This is a genomic window from Streptomyces sp. NRRL F-5727 (genome assembly GCF_000719555.1).
GTDB lineage: Bacteria > Actinomycetota > Actinomycetes > Streptomycetales > Streptomycetaceae > Streptomyces.
In genome coordinates, this window is the sequence record NZ_JOGX01000034.1 from 16163 (window position 1) to 33994 (window position 17832).

The 17832-nt window shown below is 69.3% G+C and carries 14 protein-coding genes and 3 pseudogenes; 12 read left to right on the forward strand and 5 right to left on the reverse strand.

What is annotated here, in order from left to right:
• Positions 1 to 53 precede the first annotated feature (53 nt).
• Genes IF73_RS0122540 through IF73_RS0122550 form a run of 3 tightly spaced genes read left to right on the forward strand, consistent with a single transcriptional unit; the run spans position 54 to position 3163 of the window.
• Positions 54 to 1616 carry a helix-turn-helix domain-containing protein gene (locus tag IF73_RS0122540; RefSeq protein ID WP_158822104.1) on the forward strand — a complete coding sequence of 521 codons (1563 nt, stop codon included), beginning with the start codon at positions 54 to 56 and terminating at the stop codon, positions 1614 to 1616.
• A 59-nt stretch (positions 1617 to 1675) separates the two neighbouring features.
• Positions 1676 to 2677: an asparaginase gene (locus tag IF73_RS0122545; protein WP_037880101.1), complete on the forward strand. Its 1002-nt coding sequence runs from the start codon at positions 1676 to 1678 to the stop codon at positions 2675 to 2677.
• A gap of 27 nt (positions 2678 to 2704) precedes the next feature.
• Positions 2705 to 3163 carry a PPC domain-containing DNA-binding protein gene (locus IF73_RS0122550; protein WP_031010954.1) on the forward strand — a complete coding sequence of 153 codons (459 nt, stop codon included), beginning with the start codon at positions 2705 to 2707 and terminating at the stop codon, positions 3161 to 3163.
• Here the strand turns inward: IF73_RS0122550 and IF73_RS0122555 are convergent.
• Complete coding sequence (locus IF73_RS0122555; protein WP_051717156.1) at positions 3150 to 3773, reverse strand: nucleotidyltransferase domain-containing protein; 624 nt, start codon at positions 3771 to 3773, stop codon at positions 3150 to 3152. The two genes, IF73_RS0122550 and IF73_RS0122555, sit on opposite strands and share 14 nt — an antisense overlap.
• Positions 3774 to 4076: 303 nt before the next feature.
• On the opposite strand from IF73_RS0122555, the gene IF73_RS38815 reads away from it, so the two are divergent.
• From IF73_RS38815 to IF73_RS42165, 6 genes and pseudogenes are all read left to right on the forward strand, one after another.
• Positions 4077 to 4760 carry an ATP-binding protein gene (locus tag IF73_RS38815; protein WP_051717158.1) on the forward strand — a complete coding sequence of 228 codons (684 nt, stop codon included), beginning with the start codon at positions 4077 to 4079 and terminating at the stop codon, positions 4758 to 4760.
• Entirely contained in the window at positions 4757 to 6298 is a 1542-nt protein-coding gene (locus tag IF73_RS42155) for a restriction endonuclease fold toxin-2 domain-containing protein (protein ID WP_234338312.1), read from the forward strand. The genes IF73_RS38815 and IF73_RS42155 overlap by 4 nt, the downstream gene beginning before the upstream one ends.
• Positions 6299 to 6330: 32 nt before the next feature.
• Positions 6331 to 6774, forward strand: a complete 444-nt coding sequence (locus tag IF73_RS0122570) for a hypothetical protein (RefSeq protein WP_031010965.1) — start codon at positions 6331 to 6333, stop codon at positions 6772 to 6774.
• Between the two features lie 60 nt (positions 6775 to 6834).
• Positions 6835 to 7325, forward strand: a pseudogene (locus tag IF73_RS39725) (hypothetical protein); the annotation flags it as partial.
• A gap of 13 nt (positions 7326 to 7338) precedes the next feature.
• Positions 7339 to 7788, forward strand: a complete 450-nt coding sequence (locus tag IF73_RS42160) for a hypothetical protein (protein WP_234338313.1) — start codon at positions 7339 to 7341, stop codon at positions 7786 to 7788.
• 628 nt (positions 7789 to 8416) lie between these two features.
• Positions 8417 to 9136 carry a hypothetical protein gene (locus tag IF73_RS42165; RefSeq protein ID WP_234338317.1) on the forward strand — a complete coding sequence of 240 codons (720 nt, stop codon included), beginning with the start codon at positions 8417 to 8419 and terminating at the stop codon, positions 9134 to 9136.
• Here IF73_RS42165 and IF73_RS39730 read toward each other — a convergent pair.
• The 4 genes and pseudogenes from IF73_RS39730 to IF73_RS41140 form a co-directional block, all read right to left on the reverse strand.
• Positions 9062 to 9715 (reverse strand): annotated as a pseudogene (locus tag IF73_RS39730) (transposase family protein); the annotation flags it as partial. The gene IF73_RS42165 and the pseudogene IF73_RS39730 sit on opposite strands and share 75 nt — an antisense overlap.
• Before the next feature lie 461 nt (positions 9716 to 10176).
• On the reverse strand, positions 10177 to 11460 hold the full coding sequence (locus IF73_RS41135) for a hypothetical protein (protein ID WP_158822106.1): 1284 nt from the start codon (positions 11458 to 11460) through the stop codon (positions 10177 to 10179).
• Between the two features lie 204 nt (positions 11461 to 11664).
• Positions 11665 to 11949, reverse strand: a complete 285-nt coding sequence (locus IF73_RS41560) for a hypothetical protein (RefSeq protein WP_199806706.1) — start codon at positions 11947 to 11949, stop codon at positions 11665 to 11667.
• A 159-nt stretch (positions 11950 to 12108) separates the two neighbouring features.
• Positions 12109 to 12479: pseudogene (locus IF73_RS41140) on the reverse strand (IS5 family transposase); the annotation flags it as partial.
• Between the two features lie 393 nt (positions 12480 to 12872).
• Here IF73_RS41140 and IF73_RS0122585 point away from each other — a divergent pair.
• Genes IF73_RS0122585 through IF73_RS0122595 form a run of 3 tightly spaced genes read left to right on the forward strand, consistent with a single transcriptional unit; the run spans position 12873 to position 17740 of the window.
• Positions 12873 to 16229, forward strand: coding sequence for a CHAT domain-containing protein (locus IF73_RS0122585; RefSeq protein WP_031010969.1), 3357 nt, complete (start codon positions 12873 to 12875; stop codon positions 16227 to 16229).
• Positions 16226 to 16732 (forward strand): hypothetical protein, encoded by a 507-nt coding sequence (locus IF73_RS0122590; protein WP_031010971.1) that lies wholly within the window; start codon positions 16226 to 16228, stop codon positions 16730 to 16732. Before IF73_RS0122585 ends, IF73_RS0122590 begins: the two co-directional genes overlap by 4 nt.
• A gap of 3 nt (positions 16733 to 16735) precedes the next feature.
• Positions 16736 to 17740 (forward strand): hypothetical protein, encoded by a 1005-nt coding sequence (locus IF73_RS0122595; protein WP_031010974.1) that lies wholly within the window; start codon positions 16736 to 16738, stop codon positions 17738 to 17740.
• Positions 17741 to 17832: the final 92 nt, after the last annotated feature.

Below are 17832 nucleotides of genomic sequence, written 5' to 3' on the forward strand. Positions count from 1 at the left end.
CCCCAGCAGCGGAACGTGTCCGGGCGGTCGCAGAGCGAGGGAGAATGCCGACCATGGTCGACAGTGGACAGCGGCGGTGTACGCGCTGCGGTGCCCTTCTCAGTCGCTTCAACGCCGGTACGCGATGCGCCTCGTGCCAGGACGGGTCGGCCGCCCGACGGGCCGCCCCGGTTTTCTGGCGTGATCCGACGGTCCGGCGAGCCGTGGCCGCATGGGAACTCGGCACCGTCGTCAAGCTGTTCAGGAAGCATACGGGCCTCTCCCAGGCCGGCGTGGCGCGGATGGTCAGCATCGACCAGGCCGAGGTCAGCAGACTCGAGCGCGGGCTCAAACAGATCCGCGACCGACGGCAGTTCGTCCAATGGACCGATGCGTTGGGAGTTCCGGAGGAACTGCTCGGGCTCCTCCCCATGGCCAATCCGCACACCCCAGATGCCACGAGCTGGCTAGGAACGGCGGACACCGGAGCCCGTGGGTACGTGGCGCTGCCCGAAGGCCCAAGCCAGCTCCTGTTACCCGCCGGCCGGTCCGTCCCGACGACGGCGATTCCCGTGCTGACCCTTCCCGCGGCCTCCTTCCTCGGGGACAGCCTGCGACTCGACTCCCGCCCGGAGCTGGACGCCTGGCGCACCATGCCGATGCGCGCGCTCATCGTCGCGAACCGCACGGTCGACGGGGCGGTCCGGCAGTTCGTCACCGACGCCAGGCCGAGCGGCGTACGCGGCACCGCCTCCGACCCGGTCGACGTCCCGACCGCGTACGAACTGGACGACCTGACTTACGGCATCCTGTGGGCCATGTCGGGATTCGAGGCGGCCCTGCTCGGCGACGACCAGGCCCTGCACACCTCGCTGGCTTCGCTCACCGCTTCCCCAGGCTCGCCGCTCGCCTCCGACCACGGCCTGACCGAAGTGTCCACGATGCTGATCGGCTCGGAGACCGCAGCCCGGTACATCCTGGGTCACCGTGACCACCTGGGCGACGCGCCCGTCTTCTGGACCAGGGAACAGCGCGGCGAGGAGGCCTCCACCTGGCTGCTCTTCCGGCACAAGTACCGCTACCTCGGACGAATGGCGCCCCGGCGTCCAGGCAGTACCAGCGGCCGGGGGTTCTGCGTCCCCGAGACGGCGGTCGCCTCCTCGCCGGCGTACGAGCGCGTCCTGATGTTCCTCGCCATCGCGCTCATGGAGTCCTTCGGTATCCGTACCTGGGTGACGGACGACGGAGGCTTCGCACACACCGACGGTTTCGTCCTCTCTCACGGGCGCCGAGCTGTCATCGCCTCTTGGGTACGGACCGAGGGGGCGTCCCATCTCGCGGTCACCGCGCGGCCGGGGGCTTTGCGGACGTTCGCCGACGTGACCGGCCACGGCGGCCACCACTCGGCCACGGCGGCCGAGCAGGCCGGACAGCGCCTCGCGGCAACGGCGGAGTACCTCGGTCTCGACGCCTCCTGGCTCGGACGCCGGTGCGCGCAGTTGTCGGCCGCCGGCACGGAGCGGCTGGCCCGGCCGCGCAGCCGGCTTCTGGGCCTCGAAGGGCTGGAGGCCGCCTGCCGCTTCGTGGCCGAACAGTTGGTGATCATTCCGCGTACCCGGACGGCACCGACCCGATAGCCTGCCTGGACCCCTCGCGAGGCCGCGCTCGGCGGCGTCCGGACAGGGGAGCAGGGGGCATGACGGAGTCGGTCAGGAACGTGGCGGTCTTCTCCCTCGGCGGCACGATCGCCATGACCACCGATCCCGCCACCGGAGGCGTCGTACTAGCGCTCTCCGCCCACGAACTCCTCGCCGCCGTACCCGCCCTGGCCACGAGCGGCATCGGCCTCAAGGTGCGGGACTTCCGACGTCTGCCCGGCGCCTCCCTGACCTTCGAGGACCTCACCGCGCTGTCGGCCGCGATCGCGGCGGAGCTGGAGACCGGGGACGTCGACGGCGTCGTCATCACCCAGGGCACCGACACCATCGAGGAGACCGCCTTCCTCCTCGACCTCTACCACGGCCACGAGCAGCCGGTCGTCGTCACCGGCGCGATGCGCAACCCCACCCTCCCCGGCGCCGACGGTCCGGCCAACCTCTACGCCGCTGTCCTGGCCGCCGCCGACCCTGGACTCCGGGGCGCCGGCTGCCTCGTCGTCCTCGGCGACGAGATCCACTCGGCCCGGACCGTCCGCAAGTCCCACACCACCAGCCCAGCCGCCTTCACCTCCCCGTCGTGCGGACCGATCGCGAGGGTCGCGGAGAACCGGGTGCGGATGGCGGGCGGCCTACCGCCCCGCGGACCGCTGGTCGGCGCCCCCGACCGTGAGGCGCGTGTCGGCCTCTACGTCGTCACCCTCGGCGACGACGGTGCACTGCTCGACCTGTGGGACGGCAGCTGCGACGGGCTCGTGGTCGCGGCGTTCGGCGTCGGCCACGTCCCGGAGCGTCTCGTCGAAGGGCTCACCAAGCTCGCGTCCCGCATCCCCGTGGTCCTCGCCTCCCGCATCGGCAACGGCCCCGTCCTGTCCGACACGTACGGCTTCCCCGGCTCCGAGAAGGACCTCCTCGGACGAGGACTCATCGGCGCCGGCGACCTCGGCTCGTACCAGGCCCGGCTCCTGCTGCAGGCCCTGCTCGCCCAGGGCGCCGACGGGGCGGCGGTCCGAGAGACCTTCACCACCGCCTTCGCCCGCTGACCCCACCTCTTCAGGAGACACCCGCACATGCGTGCTCACGAGCTGACCGTAGGCCGTACCTTCGGCGTCACCTTCGACCACGGGGAGGACTTCTTCGAGGCGCTGTCCACCTTCTGCCGGGACAACGGCGTACGGCAGGGCTACATCCCCTCGTTCATCGGCGCCTTCGCGGAGGCCGAGATCGTAGGCGCCTGCGAGAAGCTCGCCGACCCGGACGCACCGGTCTGGGCGAAGACGTACGTCATCAACGTCGAGGCGTTCGGCGCCGGCACCCTCGCTCACGACCCGGCCACCGGCGGGATACTCCCGCACATCCACGTCTCCGCCGGCCTGAAGGCCCAGTCGGCCGACGGCAGGACGAGCCACCTCCTCAGCGCCAAGGTCCAGTTCCTCAGCGAACTGATGGTCGTGGAGGTCACGTCGCCCACCATGACCCGGCCCCGGAACCCCGACCTCTACGACGTCCCGCTGCTCACGTTCGGCTGACCGGCGGGAGCCGCCCGAGCCAGGGGTGATCGGGCGCGATCACGCTGATCGCGTCCGCCAGCCAGGCGCGTGCCGGAGCATCGAGCAGCGGCAGCACCGCTTCGAAGTCGGTCTCGTCCTTGTCCCGGGTCGCCTTCGCCTTGTAGAAGAGCTGGACCTCGGGCGCGAGATACGGGATGCCCGTCTCGGTCGTGCGTCCGAGGCGGTCGATCGGGAGGCGGATCGCCGGGTCACGCCGCGAGATCCACTGGGTGCCCTCGGCCTCGTCCAGCATGAGCTGCACCGACCAGGGCGCCTTGGGTGTGTGGCGGCACCAGATGTCGTGGAGCGGCTGCTGAAGAACCTCTCCAGGTCGCCACGGTCGAAGCTCCCCCTGGCCGGGCGGCTCCGCCACGTACAGGTCCCAGTCGGCCAACAGTTGACGTACGAGGGCCTGGTCGCGCCGGAGGACGAGGACATCGAGATCGCCGTGCGCGCGCAGCTCGCGGCCGACCGCAAGTTCGATCGCGTAGCCACCGGCGATCCACCACGGGAAGTCCGCCTGGGCGAAGATCGCAGCCACATCCTCGGGACGATCCGGCACCCAGCGTCCCAACACGTCAGCACTCACCTTCCCATACTCCCAGTGATCAGAGGGGCGGAGGCGAAGGCCGGCGGCGGGTCGGCGGTCTCGCTGGGGCGCCCTGTCGCCCGCTCGCACCCCCTGCGCTCATAAACGCCCATGAGCAGCGCGTGACTCGCGACCGGCCTCGTGGCCGGTGCTTGAGCCACGATCCTTCCGGGGTCCCGTGCCCGAAGCCAGGTGCTTCCTACGGCCGTATGCCTCTCAGCCGCGTACCGGCCGCACTTCCGCGACCACGTCGCAGCCCCGGGAGTAGGCCATCGCTGTCACCCACAGGAGGTCCGTCGCCCGATGATCAGCGCGCCATCCGCCGCTCTCGGCCTCGTGTACCGCTGGACCGACCGCACTCCCAACCCGACAGGCGAAGCCCGCGTGGTCCTGCGACGTGTCTTCAAGGACCTGGGGCTGTCCGGGGACGTCGTCTGTGACGGCGTCCTGGCCGTCTCGGAGCTCGTGGCGAACGCGCACGAGCACGCGTACGGCCCCTACGAGGTGCACGTCCGCTCGGCCGCCGGGAGGTACATCTGCGAGATCCATGATGGGAACCCTCTGCTCCCCGCGGGCCTCTACAGCGGTGCCACGTCGCTGTCGGACGCCGAACCGGCCGAGCCGGGCGGGTTGCTCGTGGAGCGTGGCCGGGGCCTGCGCATCGTGAACGAGCTGGCCCAGGGGCAGTGGGGGTTCCACGTCACGGAACGTGGTGCCAAGGCCGCCTGGATCGTGCTGGCCCCGGCGTTGCCGGCCCCGGCCGACGGGAGTGACGCTGTCGGCACTCGGGCACCCCGGTCCGGTAACGAGTCGAAGCTCCGACAGCTTGACAGCACATCGGATTCCCACCATGGCAGCGGTCAAGCCCACTTCCGGCAGGAATCGGCCACAGATGCTCCACGTGCCCGGTGCGGCGGAGCTCCTCCCGTCGCCAACGTGTACGGTCCATCGAACAGCCTGGTGGCCGAGGGCGCGGGGGAGTCTTGAATCTTCAGCACAAGGCGGGGAACTACGTGAACGCCTCGTGGTCCATGGTGCGGCTGCGGGACCTGATCTACGACATGCTGGGTCTGCTGTTCACGGAGCTCAGCGCTCATGGCGGGATGGCGGGTGACGACAACGCCGGCCGGGCCTTCGCCGCCGTGTATAAGCCGGCGGTGAAGACTGTCTTCGAGGCAGCCGGCCTCGCTCACCAGGTGATGGCGAACGGTGCGGGCGCCATGCTCAAGGCCACCGAAGACTTCCTCAAGCAGGAGAGCGCGATCGCTGCGTCCCTGCTCGGCCAGAGCGTGGGGCCTGACATCGGGGCACAGCCGGCGAGGCCGGACTGCAATCCGCGCACCAGCCACAACGCCGAGGATCTGCCCGAGGTCGTCGGCGAGACCAGCTGGACCGACCAGTACCTGCTCAGCTCGCGCTTCCACGGTCAGCGGGACAAGCTCCGCAAGACGGCCGACGCCTGGCGTTCGGCGGCGGGCATCCTGGACGACGCCTACTGGGACTCTGAAAGCGCCTGGCGTACCGCGACCGCTCAGCAGCTCGGCGAGACCGCCGCGGCTGTCCAGACCTTCTTCACCGTGTTCGTCGGCAAGACCCCGCCTCCCTCCGAGGTCGGCGAGGACGAGACCCTGATGGCGAACCTGCCGTCCGCCTGCCGGATGATCGCCCACGCCTGCGACGCGTACGCGGATCACATCGAAACGGCGCTGAAGCGGATCCCGGACGAGGAAAGCCCTCTCTTCGGAGAGCCGCTCGCCATCTGGGAACGACCGCAGTTCGGCGGCGAGGGACACGACGGCGGCCTGCACGAGCTCGTCGCCGGCGACATGCGCATCGCGCGCCTGGGCAACATCCCGCCGGCGCTCGACAGCTCACAGGCCAAGGTCCCCATGCCGCAGCCGGACGCGGGCGGCTTCCTGCCCCTTCCGTCCCTGCCGCCCTTCCTCGCGCCGCTGATCCGGGTGCCCCTCGTGGTCCCCGTGGGATACCGGCCGCCGAACGGACCCCGTATGCAGCCGATGGCTCCGCCGACGCCGCCGGACCCGCGCTTCCCGCCCCTCACCGTCCCCGAGCAGCAGAACTTCCAGACGTGGTTGAACTCGCTGCGTGCCGGAGACGTGTCCGGCGGGAAGCCCGCCGAGGTCGCTTACCAAAGGCGGGTCGCCGGATACCCCGAGTACGAGGTCCCCATCCCGCTCGGCATCAGCGCCAACAGCACCCTGATGGTCGACGGCTTCCGTGACCGCGACGGCATGGCGATCGAGGCCAAGTACGTCAACAACCCGAACAAGCCGTGCTACCGCTCGCTCGACGAACTCCGTGCGAACCACCAGTCCGGCAAGAAGGACTTCCTGTACGACAAGGACCGCAAGGAGCTCACGAAGTACAACGCCGCTCTCAACGACCCGCGCAACAAGGAGATGCGGGGCGTGGAGACGGTCACCAACAACGCTGATTCCGTGGCCTACTGGCGCGTGATGATGGCGGCCTACGGCGTCAAGGGCTATGCCCGATACGTACCCTGACCAAGGGCAGCACACGATGAGGGAGCGAGCGCGTGGACGCGTCCGAACTGGCCGAACTTCGCACCATGTACGTCTTCGGACCGGGCGAGGGTTCCACGTGGGGCCTGACCTACGAGAGGATCGAGGCCAGGCTGCGCGAACGGAAGCCGGACACGTTCGTCCGTATCGACGAGGGGGACGAAGGTCCCGTGCGCGGGTCCGTCATGCACTTCGGCATCACGGTCGGCGAAGACGACCTGGAGGGCATGGCCAAGCTGTCCCCGGAAGGCATCGCCGTCGAGGACTGCACGGCCCTTGCCGCAGCGGAGTTCGTCAAGTGGCTGTGGAGCGTCGTCCCGGACGGCAGCAGCGTCACCTTCAACACGGAGTGGGGCCTGGAAGCCGATCTGCCCGACGCGCTCGTCCCCCACGTACCCCGCCCCCGCCTCGTGGCCACCTTCCTCGCTCATCTCGAAGCCACCGGCGGGCTGGACTGACAACGAGCACGTCCCTGGGGGCCACGGCCACGTGATCGACATGCGAAGGGCTTGGACACCATGACAGAGAAGACCTCCCGCGTCTCGGGCGATGCGACCGGGGCCCCGGTCATCCTGAGCAACGAGCCCGGCTCGTTCGCCTGGGGTGTGCTGGCCAAGCGCCACCCTGCCCTCATCCGGCAGGTGCGAGATGCCTTCCCGTACGGCCGCCGACAGCACGAGGCCCCGACGCGCTGCTGGACGAGACCACCAACGGAGTCATCGAACCTCTCGCTGCCGCGGATCACGATCGTGAGCGCTGGGCGGACTGGGGGAAGGAATACTTCGGGCACTCCTGGTACGACGCCCCGTTCTTGTGGGCGGAGAGCTACTTCTATCGCAGGCTCCTCGGCGCGGTCGGGTACTTCGGCACCGGCCCATGGCAGGGAGTCGACCCGTTCGCGCCGTTCAAGCGGGCCGAACTGCGCGGCGAGGCAGTGGAGGAGGAACTGCGGGCCTTGGACCCCCTCGCCGACGCTTCGGTCGAGGAGCGGGCTATGGCCCTGCTGCACAAGGAACCCGCAGATGGACCCGCGCCAGGAGCTGGTCGACTACCTCACCCGCCAGCTCGTCGGCCCCGCCGGCGGTGACGACGAGGTACTCGACGCCCCGCCGGACCGGCAGTACCTGATGGGCACGCTCTACCCGCAACAGGCGGACCGTCAGCGCTGGCTCGACCTCGCCGCCGATGACCCCGAGGCACCCGGTGCCGAGCAGGACGCCCCCGACGTTGACCCGGCCCCCGACCCCGTGCCCGAGACCAACAGCTGGCTACCCGCGTCCCTCGGTATCAGCTTCTACACCGATGCCGTGGACGGCGAGGTGAGCTGCGCCGCCGCCCGCTACGAGACGCAGCGGAACGAACCCGGGCGCGGGCGGCGCTGGCAGCGCATCCCCCTCAGGTCCAGACACACACGATCGGCCCCGACCGGGAGGAGGTGCCCGTCTTCGACGGCCGCGCGAAGATCCAGCTGACCCGCCGTTCCTACGGCGCGGGCACCCTCATCACCGTGGCCCTGGTCAACGACAAACCCCACGACCCTGCCGACGACAAGGCGCCGGACTGGGACGACATGCTGTTCCAGTGCCAGCTCAGCGTCCGCCCCGCCGATGGCGCCGTGCTGCCCTATCCCAGCGTCCGGCTCGCCAGCCGCGATCCCGAGGAACGCGAACTGCGCCTCCAATACCGGCACGTCGTCACCCATGCCGTCGGCCACGGCTGCGCGGTCCGCGAAGACCACGGCGAGGACGGCGGTGTTGAACGCCTCATCTGCGAAGCCCTGCCACACGCCGAGGTACCCGCCATCCGGGCCGGCGGCCCGCTCGACGCCCCCGCGCTCACCATCTCCCACCTGGCCGACCCGGCCGTCGGCAGGGACCAACTCCGCGTGGAGCTTCCCGAGTTCGCCGCCGCGTACCACGCCTGGTACGTGGGCCAGCGCTCTGTCGAGGTGCCGCCATGGGGCCGGGAAGCCGCGGAGGGGATCCTCGACCGGGTACGCAAAGCGGTCACCCGCATCGAGGCCGGCGCACCCTGTGCGACCCCGACCGCCCCGAACTCCTCGACGCCTTCCGCATCGCCCAGCGCGCCATGCTGCTGCAGATGCGGCACTCCGCTCCCGACCAGGCCGGTCAGCGGCGCCACCGCGCGGACACCGTGGCCCTCGACCCGCCCGTCTGCCCCGAGGCCACCTGGCGCCCCTTCCAGCTCGCCTTCTTCCTCCTCGCCCTCGACGGCGTCGCCGACCCCGGACACCGCGAGCGCGAGACCACCGATCTGATCTGGTTCCCCACCGGTGGTGGCAAGACCGAGGCGTATCTGCTCCTGGCCGCCTTCACCATCGCCCTGCGCCGGATCCGCGGCGAAGGCGGCGGGACCACCGTGCTCAGCCGCTACACCCTCAGTCTGCTCACCACCCAGCAGTTCCAGCGCGCCGCCACCACGATCTGTGCTCTGGAACACCTTCGCCGCACCGAACCCGGACTCGGCCTCGGTGGCGAGCCCATTACCATCGGCCTGTGGGTCGGCGACACCACCACCCCGAACAAGTTTCAGGCGGCCAAGGACGCCTTCGACGAGCAGCGCGAGGCCAGCCACCCCGAGGACGTCTTCATTCTCGACCGCTGCCCGTGGTGCGGCACCCGCATCCTGCCGCCGACCCGGTCCAGCGTCCGCTCCGACTACGGAGTCCGCGCCGAAACAGACGAGTTCACCTTTTACTGCACCCTGACGAGTGCGCCTTCCACGACGTCCTACCCGTTGTTCGACTGGTGCCCGCGCCGCGGACAGGGCGCGGTTGATCGTTCGTTGGGTCGTGGTTAGGTCCCGGTTCGGGAGCCGTTTGACTGGTGTGGTCACCCAGGGGCCGGCGCCGATGTAGGCGCGATCGGCGAGGACGGGGACGCCCTGGCGTTCGCAGATCCGGATGATGCGGTGGGTGCGGGCCGCGGTCAGGTCGTGGGTGCGGCCGGGCAGCGTGGGCGAGATCCACAGCAGCCTGCCCGCGGGAACCGCTACGACCTGCACGTTCACGCCGTGGCGGCGGTGCTTCTGGGAGAAGTCCGCCCGGCTGTCGCCGACGCGGTCGCACTCGGCCAGCGTCCCGTCGAGCAGGACGAACTCCGGATCGTCCTCGCGCAGGACCCGCAAGAGGCCCGGTGCCTGGACGGACAGGTGCTGGATGACGGCCTTGACGTAGGCGTGGGCGGTGCCGACGGATATGCCGAAGCCTGCGGCGATCTGCGCCAGCGTGTCGTGCCGGCGCAGGTAGACCAGGCCCACGAGGGCACGCTGATGGGGCGGCAGCTTGCAGCGCCGGTCACCCTCACGGGTGACGATGAGCATGGATACCCACTCGACCAGAGCATGAGGCAGGTCGAGTGCGGCAGGATGGGGAACCAACAGGGCTCCTGTGCCGATGGGTTGAGACTTCGACACCTCCCTCAACGGCGCGGGAGCCTTGTGCGTTGCGGTCCACATCCTGACTCGGCCCGCGTCACTCGATCAGTGGCCACTCTGAAAGAACTCAGTGGCTACGGGACGGTGCTCCAGTGGCTGGCTCGCGGGCTGCGCGGATAGGTGGGGACGACGTGATGCTCCTCGGGACGTGTGGTGCGGGACCGAACGGCCCCCGCACCACACCGGATCCCGCATCCTGTCACCGCCTGGACGGGCAGTACGCTCCCGGCGGCCGACGGAGTGCTCACATCCGCGAACTGGCCCTGCCCTGTTCGACGAGGCGTCCGAGGCGTTACATGTTGACACCGTCAAAACGACTCAGGGTCGTGACGGACCCATGTCCCGTTCGGCGGCGGAGTAGGTTCAACGCAGGCAGTGCGTCGTTGTGACGACATCGTTGGACTTTACGTCCATCCGATATTTACTCCTAGGTGATATCGGGCCATGTCGTTCAGCGCTGCGGTTTCATCAGGATTTCGAAATGGTGCCGCTGGTAGGTGATCGCGGGCTAGAGGGCCGACCCCATTCACGACGTCGTCGTATGCCGATGAGATGGCAGAACCGATGAGTAGGTCAGTGGCCTCGTCGAGAGTAAGGCGATTGGCAGGCCAGCCGTACACTCCGTCGTTGATGACTTTCAGAGGTGGGAAGAACCACCATGGGTAGTCCGGAGCCTCTGCGTCCAGCAGGCGATATCCGTCAGTGTCGATCAACAAGGAGCCGAAGTGGGATATTGATCTGACATCCGCGCGTCGCTCTCTGTGAAGTCGATCGGCTGAGAGGAGTGGGATGCCCATCATCCTTCGCGCAAAGGGGCGTCTGGGGTCCGCGACGTCACGCAGGTCTGAGTCCTCCGTCAGTTGGCAATCGATCGACCCCACGCGGACATCACTCACTCGAGTGACCGTGCTGAAGAAGTCGCTGACGTGGTCAATCGTGGGCCGTGTATTGACTGCCTCTGAATGCCTATAGGCGCGACGCTCTGCCATTTCTGCCGCCGCGAAGAGGAATCGATATGGCGGGTAGAGTTCGCGCCAGTCAATGGTGCGTACGCCCTTGTGTAGGCCAGGTACTGGAGGGTTCAAGGCGAAGTCGATAAGAGTCAGAACTTCAGAATGAGAGAGGCTTCGGCCTGCCATGGACTCTGCGAGGCGGTAGGGTTTCCCGTATTCCCCTCTCCTATTTATGTCCCACATTCTCTGGAGTCCTCGATCCATGATTTCTGGATAAGGTCCGCGGAAGAGGTAGCCCTCGTCCAGTAGGCCCGCGCACTCAAGGAGGAGTCGCGTTGTGATCGGCTCGTCGCCTCCAAGGAGGGGTTCGAAACTATGCACGTGAGCATTTTCTTCATTCCTCAGAGGCAACATACCCCTTCCGGCCCATTGCCTCCAGGTCGTGTGCAAAGCCAGGGTTAGCGAGTCCTGCATTGCTTCCTGGTTTATTTTGGACCAGTTGAGAGGCTCGAAGCCGAGGAGGATTGAGTAGGTGCGATGCAGGGACAGCCATGTGAGGCAGTGGTCAGCTATTTCGCTTCCGAGTGAATAGGCGCTCGCCTTACGATTCCAAGCGAAGAGGGGAATTCCATCGTTGCGGTGCTTCTCGAAAATGGCTCGGTCGTTACCGTCGAGGTTACGGATCGAATAGTCGGCCAGAGAGTCCCGGGTAGCACGTAGAAAAGTGAGAAGCACGCCAATGGTAGAGCCGTGGAATCGAGCCCAGTGGCTCGTCTCGTGCGCATGGATCAAGTTCCACGACATGAGCGACGTGACTGGATCATTGGGATTGTCGCGGATATTGTCGTGAAATAGGAGGTGGCTTCTTAGATTTAATTGAGCGCCAGTTGTGCTGTGCAGGACCGGAGAGCTCATTGGGAATCCTATTCTCTGCTGTAGCTACTCATCATTCTCGTGTTCGATTGGATCGACGGATTCTACAGAGCCGCGGTCACGGGCTCGGTCAACGAGAGCTCGGATCGCGTCGTACAGGCCATTGGTAGCAACTCCTGCCGCTACCGAGATGACGATGTCCGCCAACTGCCCGTGATGCAGTGAATCGCTCTGCGTCTCTCGGTGTGTGACTTCGGCCGTGCAATGCTGGCTCAGTTCTGGGGATTCCCGGATCTCTTCCGCCAAGAGTTGCAGGTTGGCCGCCCCTCCGCGGTACATCAGCTTGATCATGAGAGGAGCATACGAGGCGTGAGGATGGCGAGTCGGAGGATCGCGAAAGCCGACGGACGGGCACTGTGGGGCAAAGCTGCCCATCTGGTGCGTCTTCGCAGCGCAGCCTCAGCTGTGACGGGTGACCTTCTGGCATGCCCCCCTCAACCTCCATCTTCACCGATGGACGTGCCGGATCTTCCAGTTCGTCCCCCGGCGCTGCCCCCTTTTGCGGGCGCCGGCGGCGTGCTGGTGAGCTCGGCTGACCGTGGAGTCGACCGACACGGTCCACTTCAGCTCCGACGGAGTCGTCACGGACCTGGACCTGTTCGAGCAGGCGGGCCCAGGTGTCGTCCGCCTCCCGGCGAGCAAACCGTTCATAGGCCGTCTGCCACGGCCCGTAGCGTTCCGGCAGGTCACGCCACGGAGCACCGGTCCACAACCGCCACAACACCCCGTTTGATCACCTGCCGGTGATCCCTCCACGGCCGCCCACGATCATCAACACCCGGCAGCAGGGGCACTATCCGCTCCCACGCCGCATCCGTCAGCTACCCACGACCCACCACAAGATCAATTATGAGACAGGTCCTAGAACACTCAAGGGGTTTATGGCTCACAAGGGCGCCTTCTACGTGGTCGGTTGGTCCGATGCCAGGCTGTACCTGGAGTTGAACGCATGAATGCCGGCGGTAGGGTCGGGGTTGTCCTAACGGAGGTTGGCGGACACCAACAAGGACAACCCGCGGCGCCAGGTACGGCTGAGCTTCCTGGGCTGAACGAGCCGGTCGGAGCCCCGTTCAGCGGCCCCCGACAGGCGGTGCGCGGAAGAAGGGAACCCGCGGTCCCCTCGATCGGGTGACAGCCTTCGTGCGGCCGGTTCCGGCGGCCGAGGCCCCCCTAGCCTGGTCGTCGGTCTACTTCCACGCGGGGGGATGTGCGCGATGCGGTTGCCCGGCCGGGCCCGGTTCCGGCGCTACGGGGACATTCAGGCCCAGGCGACCGAGCTGCACGACCGCTGGTGGCGCGCGGTCCGGATGGCCGCGGCCGCCGTCCCGCTCCTGATCGTGGTCTCATCGGTGCGGCCGGACCACGGATCGGCCTCCGGCGTACCGCAGTTGCTCCTCGCCGTGCTCATCCTGGCGCGTGCGGGAATCGGCGAACGCCGCATGCGCGCGATCAGCCGGGCGGTGAGGCGCCGGCGGGCTCGCACCGAGGCCGCGTCGCTGCTCACCGGGACCGGGCTCGCGGTGCTGCTGCCGTGGGGCGGTGCGACGGCTTCCGCCGGGGACGTGGTCCTGTGCGCGGTGGCGGCCGCCGTGATCACACTCCTCGGCTGCCTGGACGAGTACCGCACGTGGCCGCAGGTGCGGGGAGCGTCCTCCCGCTGGGTACGCTGCTCAGGGCGCCTCCGGACCTGGTTCTGCTACGGCTGGACTCCGGCACTGCTCGCCGTGGTCCAGCCTGACGCGGTCGTGCTCCTGCCCGCTGCGACGGTCATGACCGTCCTCGAGATCGGCTTCGCCCTCGTCGCGGCGCGAACCGGCGACTGGGCCCTGCGCGCCGATGCCGCGGTCGCCCTCCTGACGACGCGGATCGCCCGCGACCGGTTCCCCCTGGGCCTGACCGCGATCGCCAGGGAGCGGTGGTGGGCATCGACGACACGCCCGCCGCACCAGCCCGATCTGGCGCTGTGGGAACTGTGGCTGCGTCACCGTGAGGTGCTCTCCGCCCGCAAGGGATACGAGCTGGTGCCGGTGCTCTGGCGGCCCGTGACCGCCGTGCCCGCTTCCGAGGGGGAGCCGTGGATCAGCGCCGCCGAGGCGGCCGCCGAGTCGCTGCGCCGGCTGAGTCACCAGCGCCTCGGCCTGGATCCCGTCGGGCGGCGGGACCTGCTGCGCACGTCGCTCGTCGTCACGGCGATGACCGCGATGGCCCGGGCGGAAGTGAGCTGTTCCTCCGGCGAGTTCGACTACGCGCTCCGCAACCGCCGTTCCGCCGCCGAGCTGTACGCCGCCGCTGGGCTCGCCGGCAACGAGGCCGCCGCTCGCTGCCTCGCCGCCGATGTGCTCGTCTTCGACCTGCGACGGCCGGAGGAGGCCCGGGACGAGCTGCGGAAGGTCACCACGCGACCGAACCTGCCCAGGGCGGTGACGTGTCTGGCCCTGGTACTGGAGGCGGCGGCGGGAGACCGGGAGTCCGGTCGGGCCGCCGCCCGCATGATGCCGCTCGACCTGCGGTGCGCCAAGGGACTCTTCGACGAGTTGCCGACGTGGCTGCCGTTCGGTAGCCACCTTCACCAGGAGATCGCGTTCGTGCGACTGGTCGAGCAGCGCTTCGCCGGCATCGCGGACCTGCACGGACCGGCTCTGCCCGCTCAGGCCCGGTGGCGGAGCATGTACACCACGGTCCTGGACCGCTACGAGCTTCCCGCCGCCCATGATCTCCGCCAGGCGCTGCAGCGGGCGCGGCTGTGCGAGAGGAGCGCGCCCTCCACCGCGCGGGCCATCGGCGAGGAGGTCGTCGACGCCGCCCGCTCCCTGGGCGACCTTCCGATCGAGGCGGACGCCCATCAGCTGCTTTCCCGGCTCGCCGAGACGGGCCGCCGCTGGGAGGAGCTCTCCGCCGGACTCCTGGCCGTCGCGGACGTCGTCGAGCGGATGCGGGAACGCGTCGGTGACGGCGACACACGGGTCGACCTGGACCTCACCCCCTCCTGCACACGGCTGATCGAGCTCGTCGTCGACGGGAAGGCTCCCCAGCTGAAGCCGACCGACGCCGTCGAGCTGGCCGAACGCTGTCGGTCCCGACTGCTGCTGGAGGTGTTCGGCTCCGCTGTCTCCCCCGAACTCCCCGGCCGGTTGGCGGCGTTGCGCGACCGGGAGCGGGGCACGGACGAAGGACGGGTCCACGAGGGCGTCCTCCCGCACCCGGGAAGGCGGACCGGTGCGCACCTGGACATCCATCCCGCCCATGAGCGGCGGTACCGCGCGGCCCGCGAAGCCGTCTGGGCGGAACTGGAGGCATCGGGGCCGCTCGGCGCGGCATACGTCCGGCACCGGCGTGGAGCCCCCGCCACCTTCGAGGAACTGCGGGCGGTGCTGCCGTCGGGCGTCGTGCTCTGCGAGCTCGTCCGCCGCGGTTCGCGGATGCTCGTGCTGATGGTGCGCGCCGACCGGCCGGCGCCGACGCTTCTCGCGGTGCCGCTGGACGAGAACCCGGATCTGCTCAGCCTCCCCGCGCCTGATGGGCCGGACCGTTGGGGGGAGCCGCTGCAGCCGTTGATGCGGGCGGTGGCAGGCCACTGCGCCCCCGGAGAGACCTTGTGGCTGGTGCCTGACGGGACGCTGCACGACCTTCCCCTGCACGCGGTGGAGGTGGCGGGGACCCCGCTCGGCGAGCGCAATCCGCTCTGCGTCACGCCCAGCGCCTCCCTGCTGCGGCACCGGCTCGGCCAGGCCCCGGAAGGCGCGGTGCGACAGGCGCTGATCCTGGCCGATCCCGACGGCGACCTGCCGCATGCCCGGGCCGAGGCGCATCTCATCGGCGCCCTGCTGCCCCGGGTCGAGGTGCACACCGGCGGTTCCGCGACCCGCCGTCGACTGCTGGAGAGGCTGGGATCGGAGCGGTACGACGTGCTCCACCTCGCCTGCCACTACGGCGTCGACCGGGCACAGCCCTCCGGGTCGGCGGTCCGTCTGGCAGACGGCCGGCTGACCGTCGAGGACTTCCTCTCCGTGCGGCTCGACGCCTCCCTGGTCGTCGTGAGCGGCTGCGACACCGGGGCCCAGCGGCACCGGAAGGGCAACGAACTGATCGGCCTCACCAGAGCCCTGCTGTACGCCGGTGCCAGAGCGGTGGTCGTCAGCCAGTGGGCGGTCAACGACCTGTCCACCGCGCTGCTGATGGCAGCCCTCTACCGGGAGCTCGGTCGCGGCCGCCCCGTCGGGAAGGCTCTGTCCGCGGCGAGGAGCGAGGTACGCGTGATGAGCTTCCGCGACGCCCTCGCACAGTGCGAGCGGATCAGGGACCTGCCGGCGAACCTGTCCCTCGCCGCGCGGCTGGGGCACGACCTCGCTCGACTGCGCCTACGGGCCGGTGACACGGCAGGTGCCCTGGAGGAGATCGCGCGGCTGCTGCCGGACGCGGCGCACGGCACCCGCGAGCGCGAGGCCCTCGTCGACCTGAGGCGCCAGGTCCGGTTCCAGCAGGGCCGGTTGCCCGCCGCCGACTACTCGGCGCGCGCTTTCGCCGCCCCGTTCTTCTGGGCCCCGTTCACCCTCGTAGGAGACTGGCGATGACGCTCGAAGAAGTACCCCTGACTCCCGTCACCCTCGCGTCCGACGCGGCACCGGACCACGGCTACGTCATGACGGTGGACGCGGAGGGCCGGCCCACGGCCCTCGGCAGGTCCGAGGACCTGGACGTCGGGCTCCCGCCGGCCGTGCTGTTGCCCGCACCGATGACCATGTCGGCGTTGTGCACCGGAGACGGTCTCGACCTGCTGGCTCTCAATCCGTACGGTGCGCTGGTCCATGACCGCGGACGCACGCTGGGCGTGCTGGAACGGCACACCGTCTCCGCGTACCTGGTCACTCTGTCGGCCCGTGGCACGCTGCGCGGCGACGCTCCGTCGCCTTCGGACGCCACGCTCGCCGGTAGCTACGCCACCCCGGTCGCGCGGGTCGTCTGCCGCTGCGGCCGGCTCACCACGCTGACCGCCTACGACCCCGACTTCCCGCCTGTCTGCTCCGGAGCGGGGCCGGAGGACGGGCCGCATCCGCTGGTCATGAGGGCGGGGTGAGCGATGTTCACGATGACGCTGGGCGAAGCCGCCCAGGTGGCGGGCCGCCGGTTCGTCCGTGTCGCGCTGCTGCCCAGCCTGGTCTTCTGCTTCCTGCTGGTCGTCGTCGCGGCGCTCGGCGGAGAGCGGCCCCCCGGCGCCCTGCTGCGTGCCTGGAAGTCCCAGCCCATCGAGGTCAAGGCGCTTCTGGCGGCAGGCTTCCTGGCCGGAGTCCTGCTCGTCTCCGCGTTCCTCGACTCCGCTCAGACCGCCCTGCTGCGGTGCGCGGAGGGGTACTGGGGCCGTATCGCCGATCGGTCGCTCGGCCGGATCGGACGCCGCTGCCACCGGCTGCGGCTCCTGAGACAGGCCGGTGAACCGACGCACCACCTCTACCCGCCGACGACACGACTGCACGAGGTGAGGCCCACCCGCCTGGGGAACATCCTCACGTCCGCGGAGCTGTACCCGCAGCTGCGCTACGGAATCGACGCCGTGCTCGTGTGGCCCCGGCTGTTCCCGCTGCTCCCGGGAGGGCTGGGCGGAGCGCTGGCGACCGCGCGGGCGGAGCTGTCCGCGCTCCTGGTACGTGCCCTCCTCTCCTGCGTCTTCGCCGTGGTCGGCGCCGGCTACGTGGCCGTGCAGGGCGGCCCGTCAGCCCTGCTGTTGATCTGCCTGTGGGGCGGTGGCCTGCTGGCCTGGGCGTCCTACCGAGGCGCCCTGAACGCCGCGGTGGTCTACGGCCAGCACGTCCGGGTGGCCTTCGATCTGCACCGCGGCGACCTCCTGGCGGTGCTCGGCGAGGAACGGCGCCCCGGTCCGGAGGCGGAGCGGGACCAATGGAAGAGGATCTGCCTGTTCTGGCACCGCGGCGTTCCCACGCATCACGAGATGGCGCCGGCCGAGGGCCCGCGGACGGCCCCGGACCTTCCCGAACCGAGGTCGGAGTCGAGCATGTCCCTCACACAGTTGACCGTGGCGGTCGCTGTCGCTGCCGGAGTCGCGGGCGTCCTCGTGCCGCACCTGTGAGGCCCAGGTCATGGGGGCCCGCGGCTCACACGGATGGCCGATGACCCGTGCCTCGTCCCACCAGTACGTTCACCGTGCCGATCTTGTCGCCG

Excerpts from the sequence above, each read along its gene's own strand:
- IF73_RS0122540 (WP_158822104.1), top strand. The coding sequence starts at position 54 with ATGGTCGACAGTGGACAGCGGCGGTGTACGCGCTGCGGTGCCCTTCTC.
- IF73_RS0122545 (WP_037880101.1), top strand. The coding sequence starts at position 1,676 with ATGACGGAGTCGGTCAGGAACGTGGCGGTCTTCTCCCTCGGCGGCACG.
- IF73_RS0122550 (WP_031010954.1), top strand. The coding sequence starts at position 2,705 with ATGCGTGCTCACGAGCTGACCGTAGGCCGTACCTTCGGCGTCACCTTC.
- IF73_RS38815 (WP_051717158.1), top strand. The coding sequence starts at position 4,077 with ATGATCAGCGCGCCATCCGCCGCTCTCGGCCTCGTGTACCGCTGGACC.
- IF73_RS42160 (WP_234338313.1), top strand. The coding sequence starts at position 7,339 with ATGGACCCGCGCCAGGAGCTGGTCGACTACCTCACCCGCCAGCTCGTC.
- IF73_RS42165 (WP_234338317.1), top strand. The coding sequence starts at position 8,417 with ATGCGGCACTCCGCTCCCGACCAGGCCGGTCAGCGGCGCCACCGCGCG.
- IF73_RS41560 (WP_199806706.1), bottom strand. The coding sequence starts at position 11,949 with ATGATCAAGCTGATGTACCGCGGAGGGGCGGCCAACCTGCAACTCTTG.
- IF73_RS0122585 (WP_031010969.1), top strand. The coding sequence starts at position 12,873 with ATGCGGTTGCCCGGCCGGGCCCGGTTCCGGCGCTACGGGGACATTCAG.
- IF73_RS0122590 (WP_031010971.1), top strand. The coding sequence starts at position 16,226 with ATGACGCTCGAAGAAGTACCCCTGACTCCCGTCACCCTCGCGTCCGAC.
- IF73_RS0122595 (WP_031010974.1), top strand. The coding sequence starts at position 16,736 with ATGTTCACGATGACGCTGGGCGAAGCCGCCCAGGTGGCGGGCCGCCGG.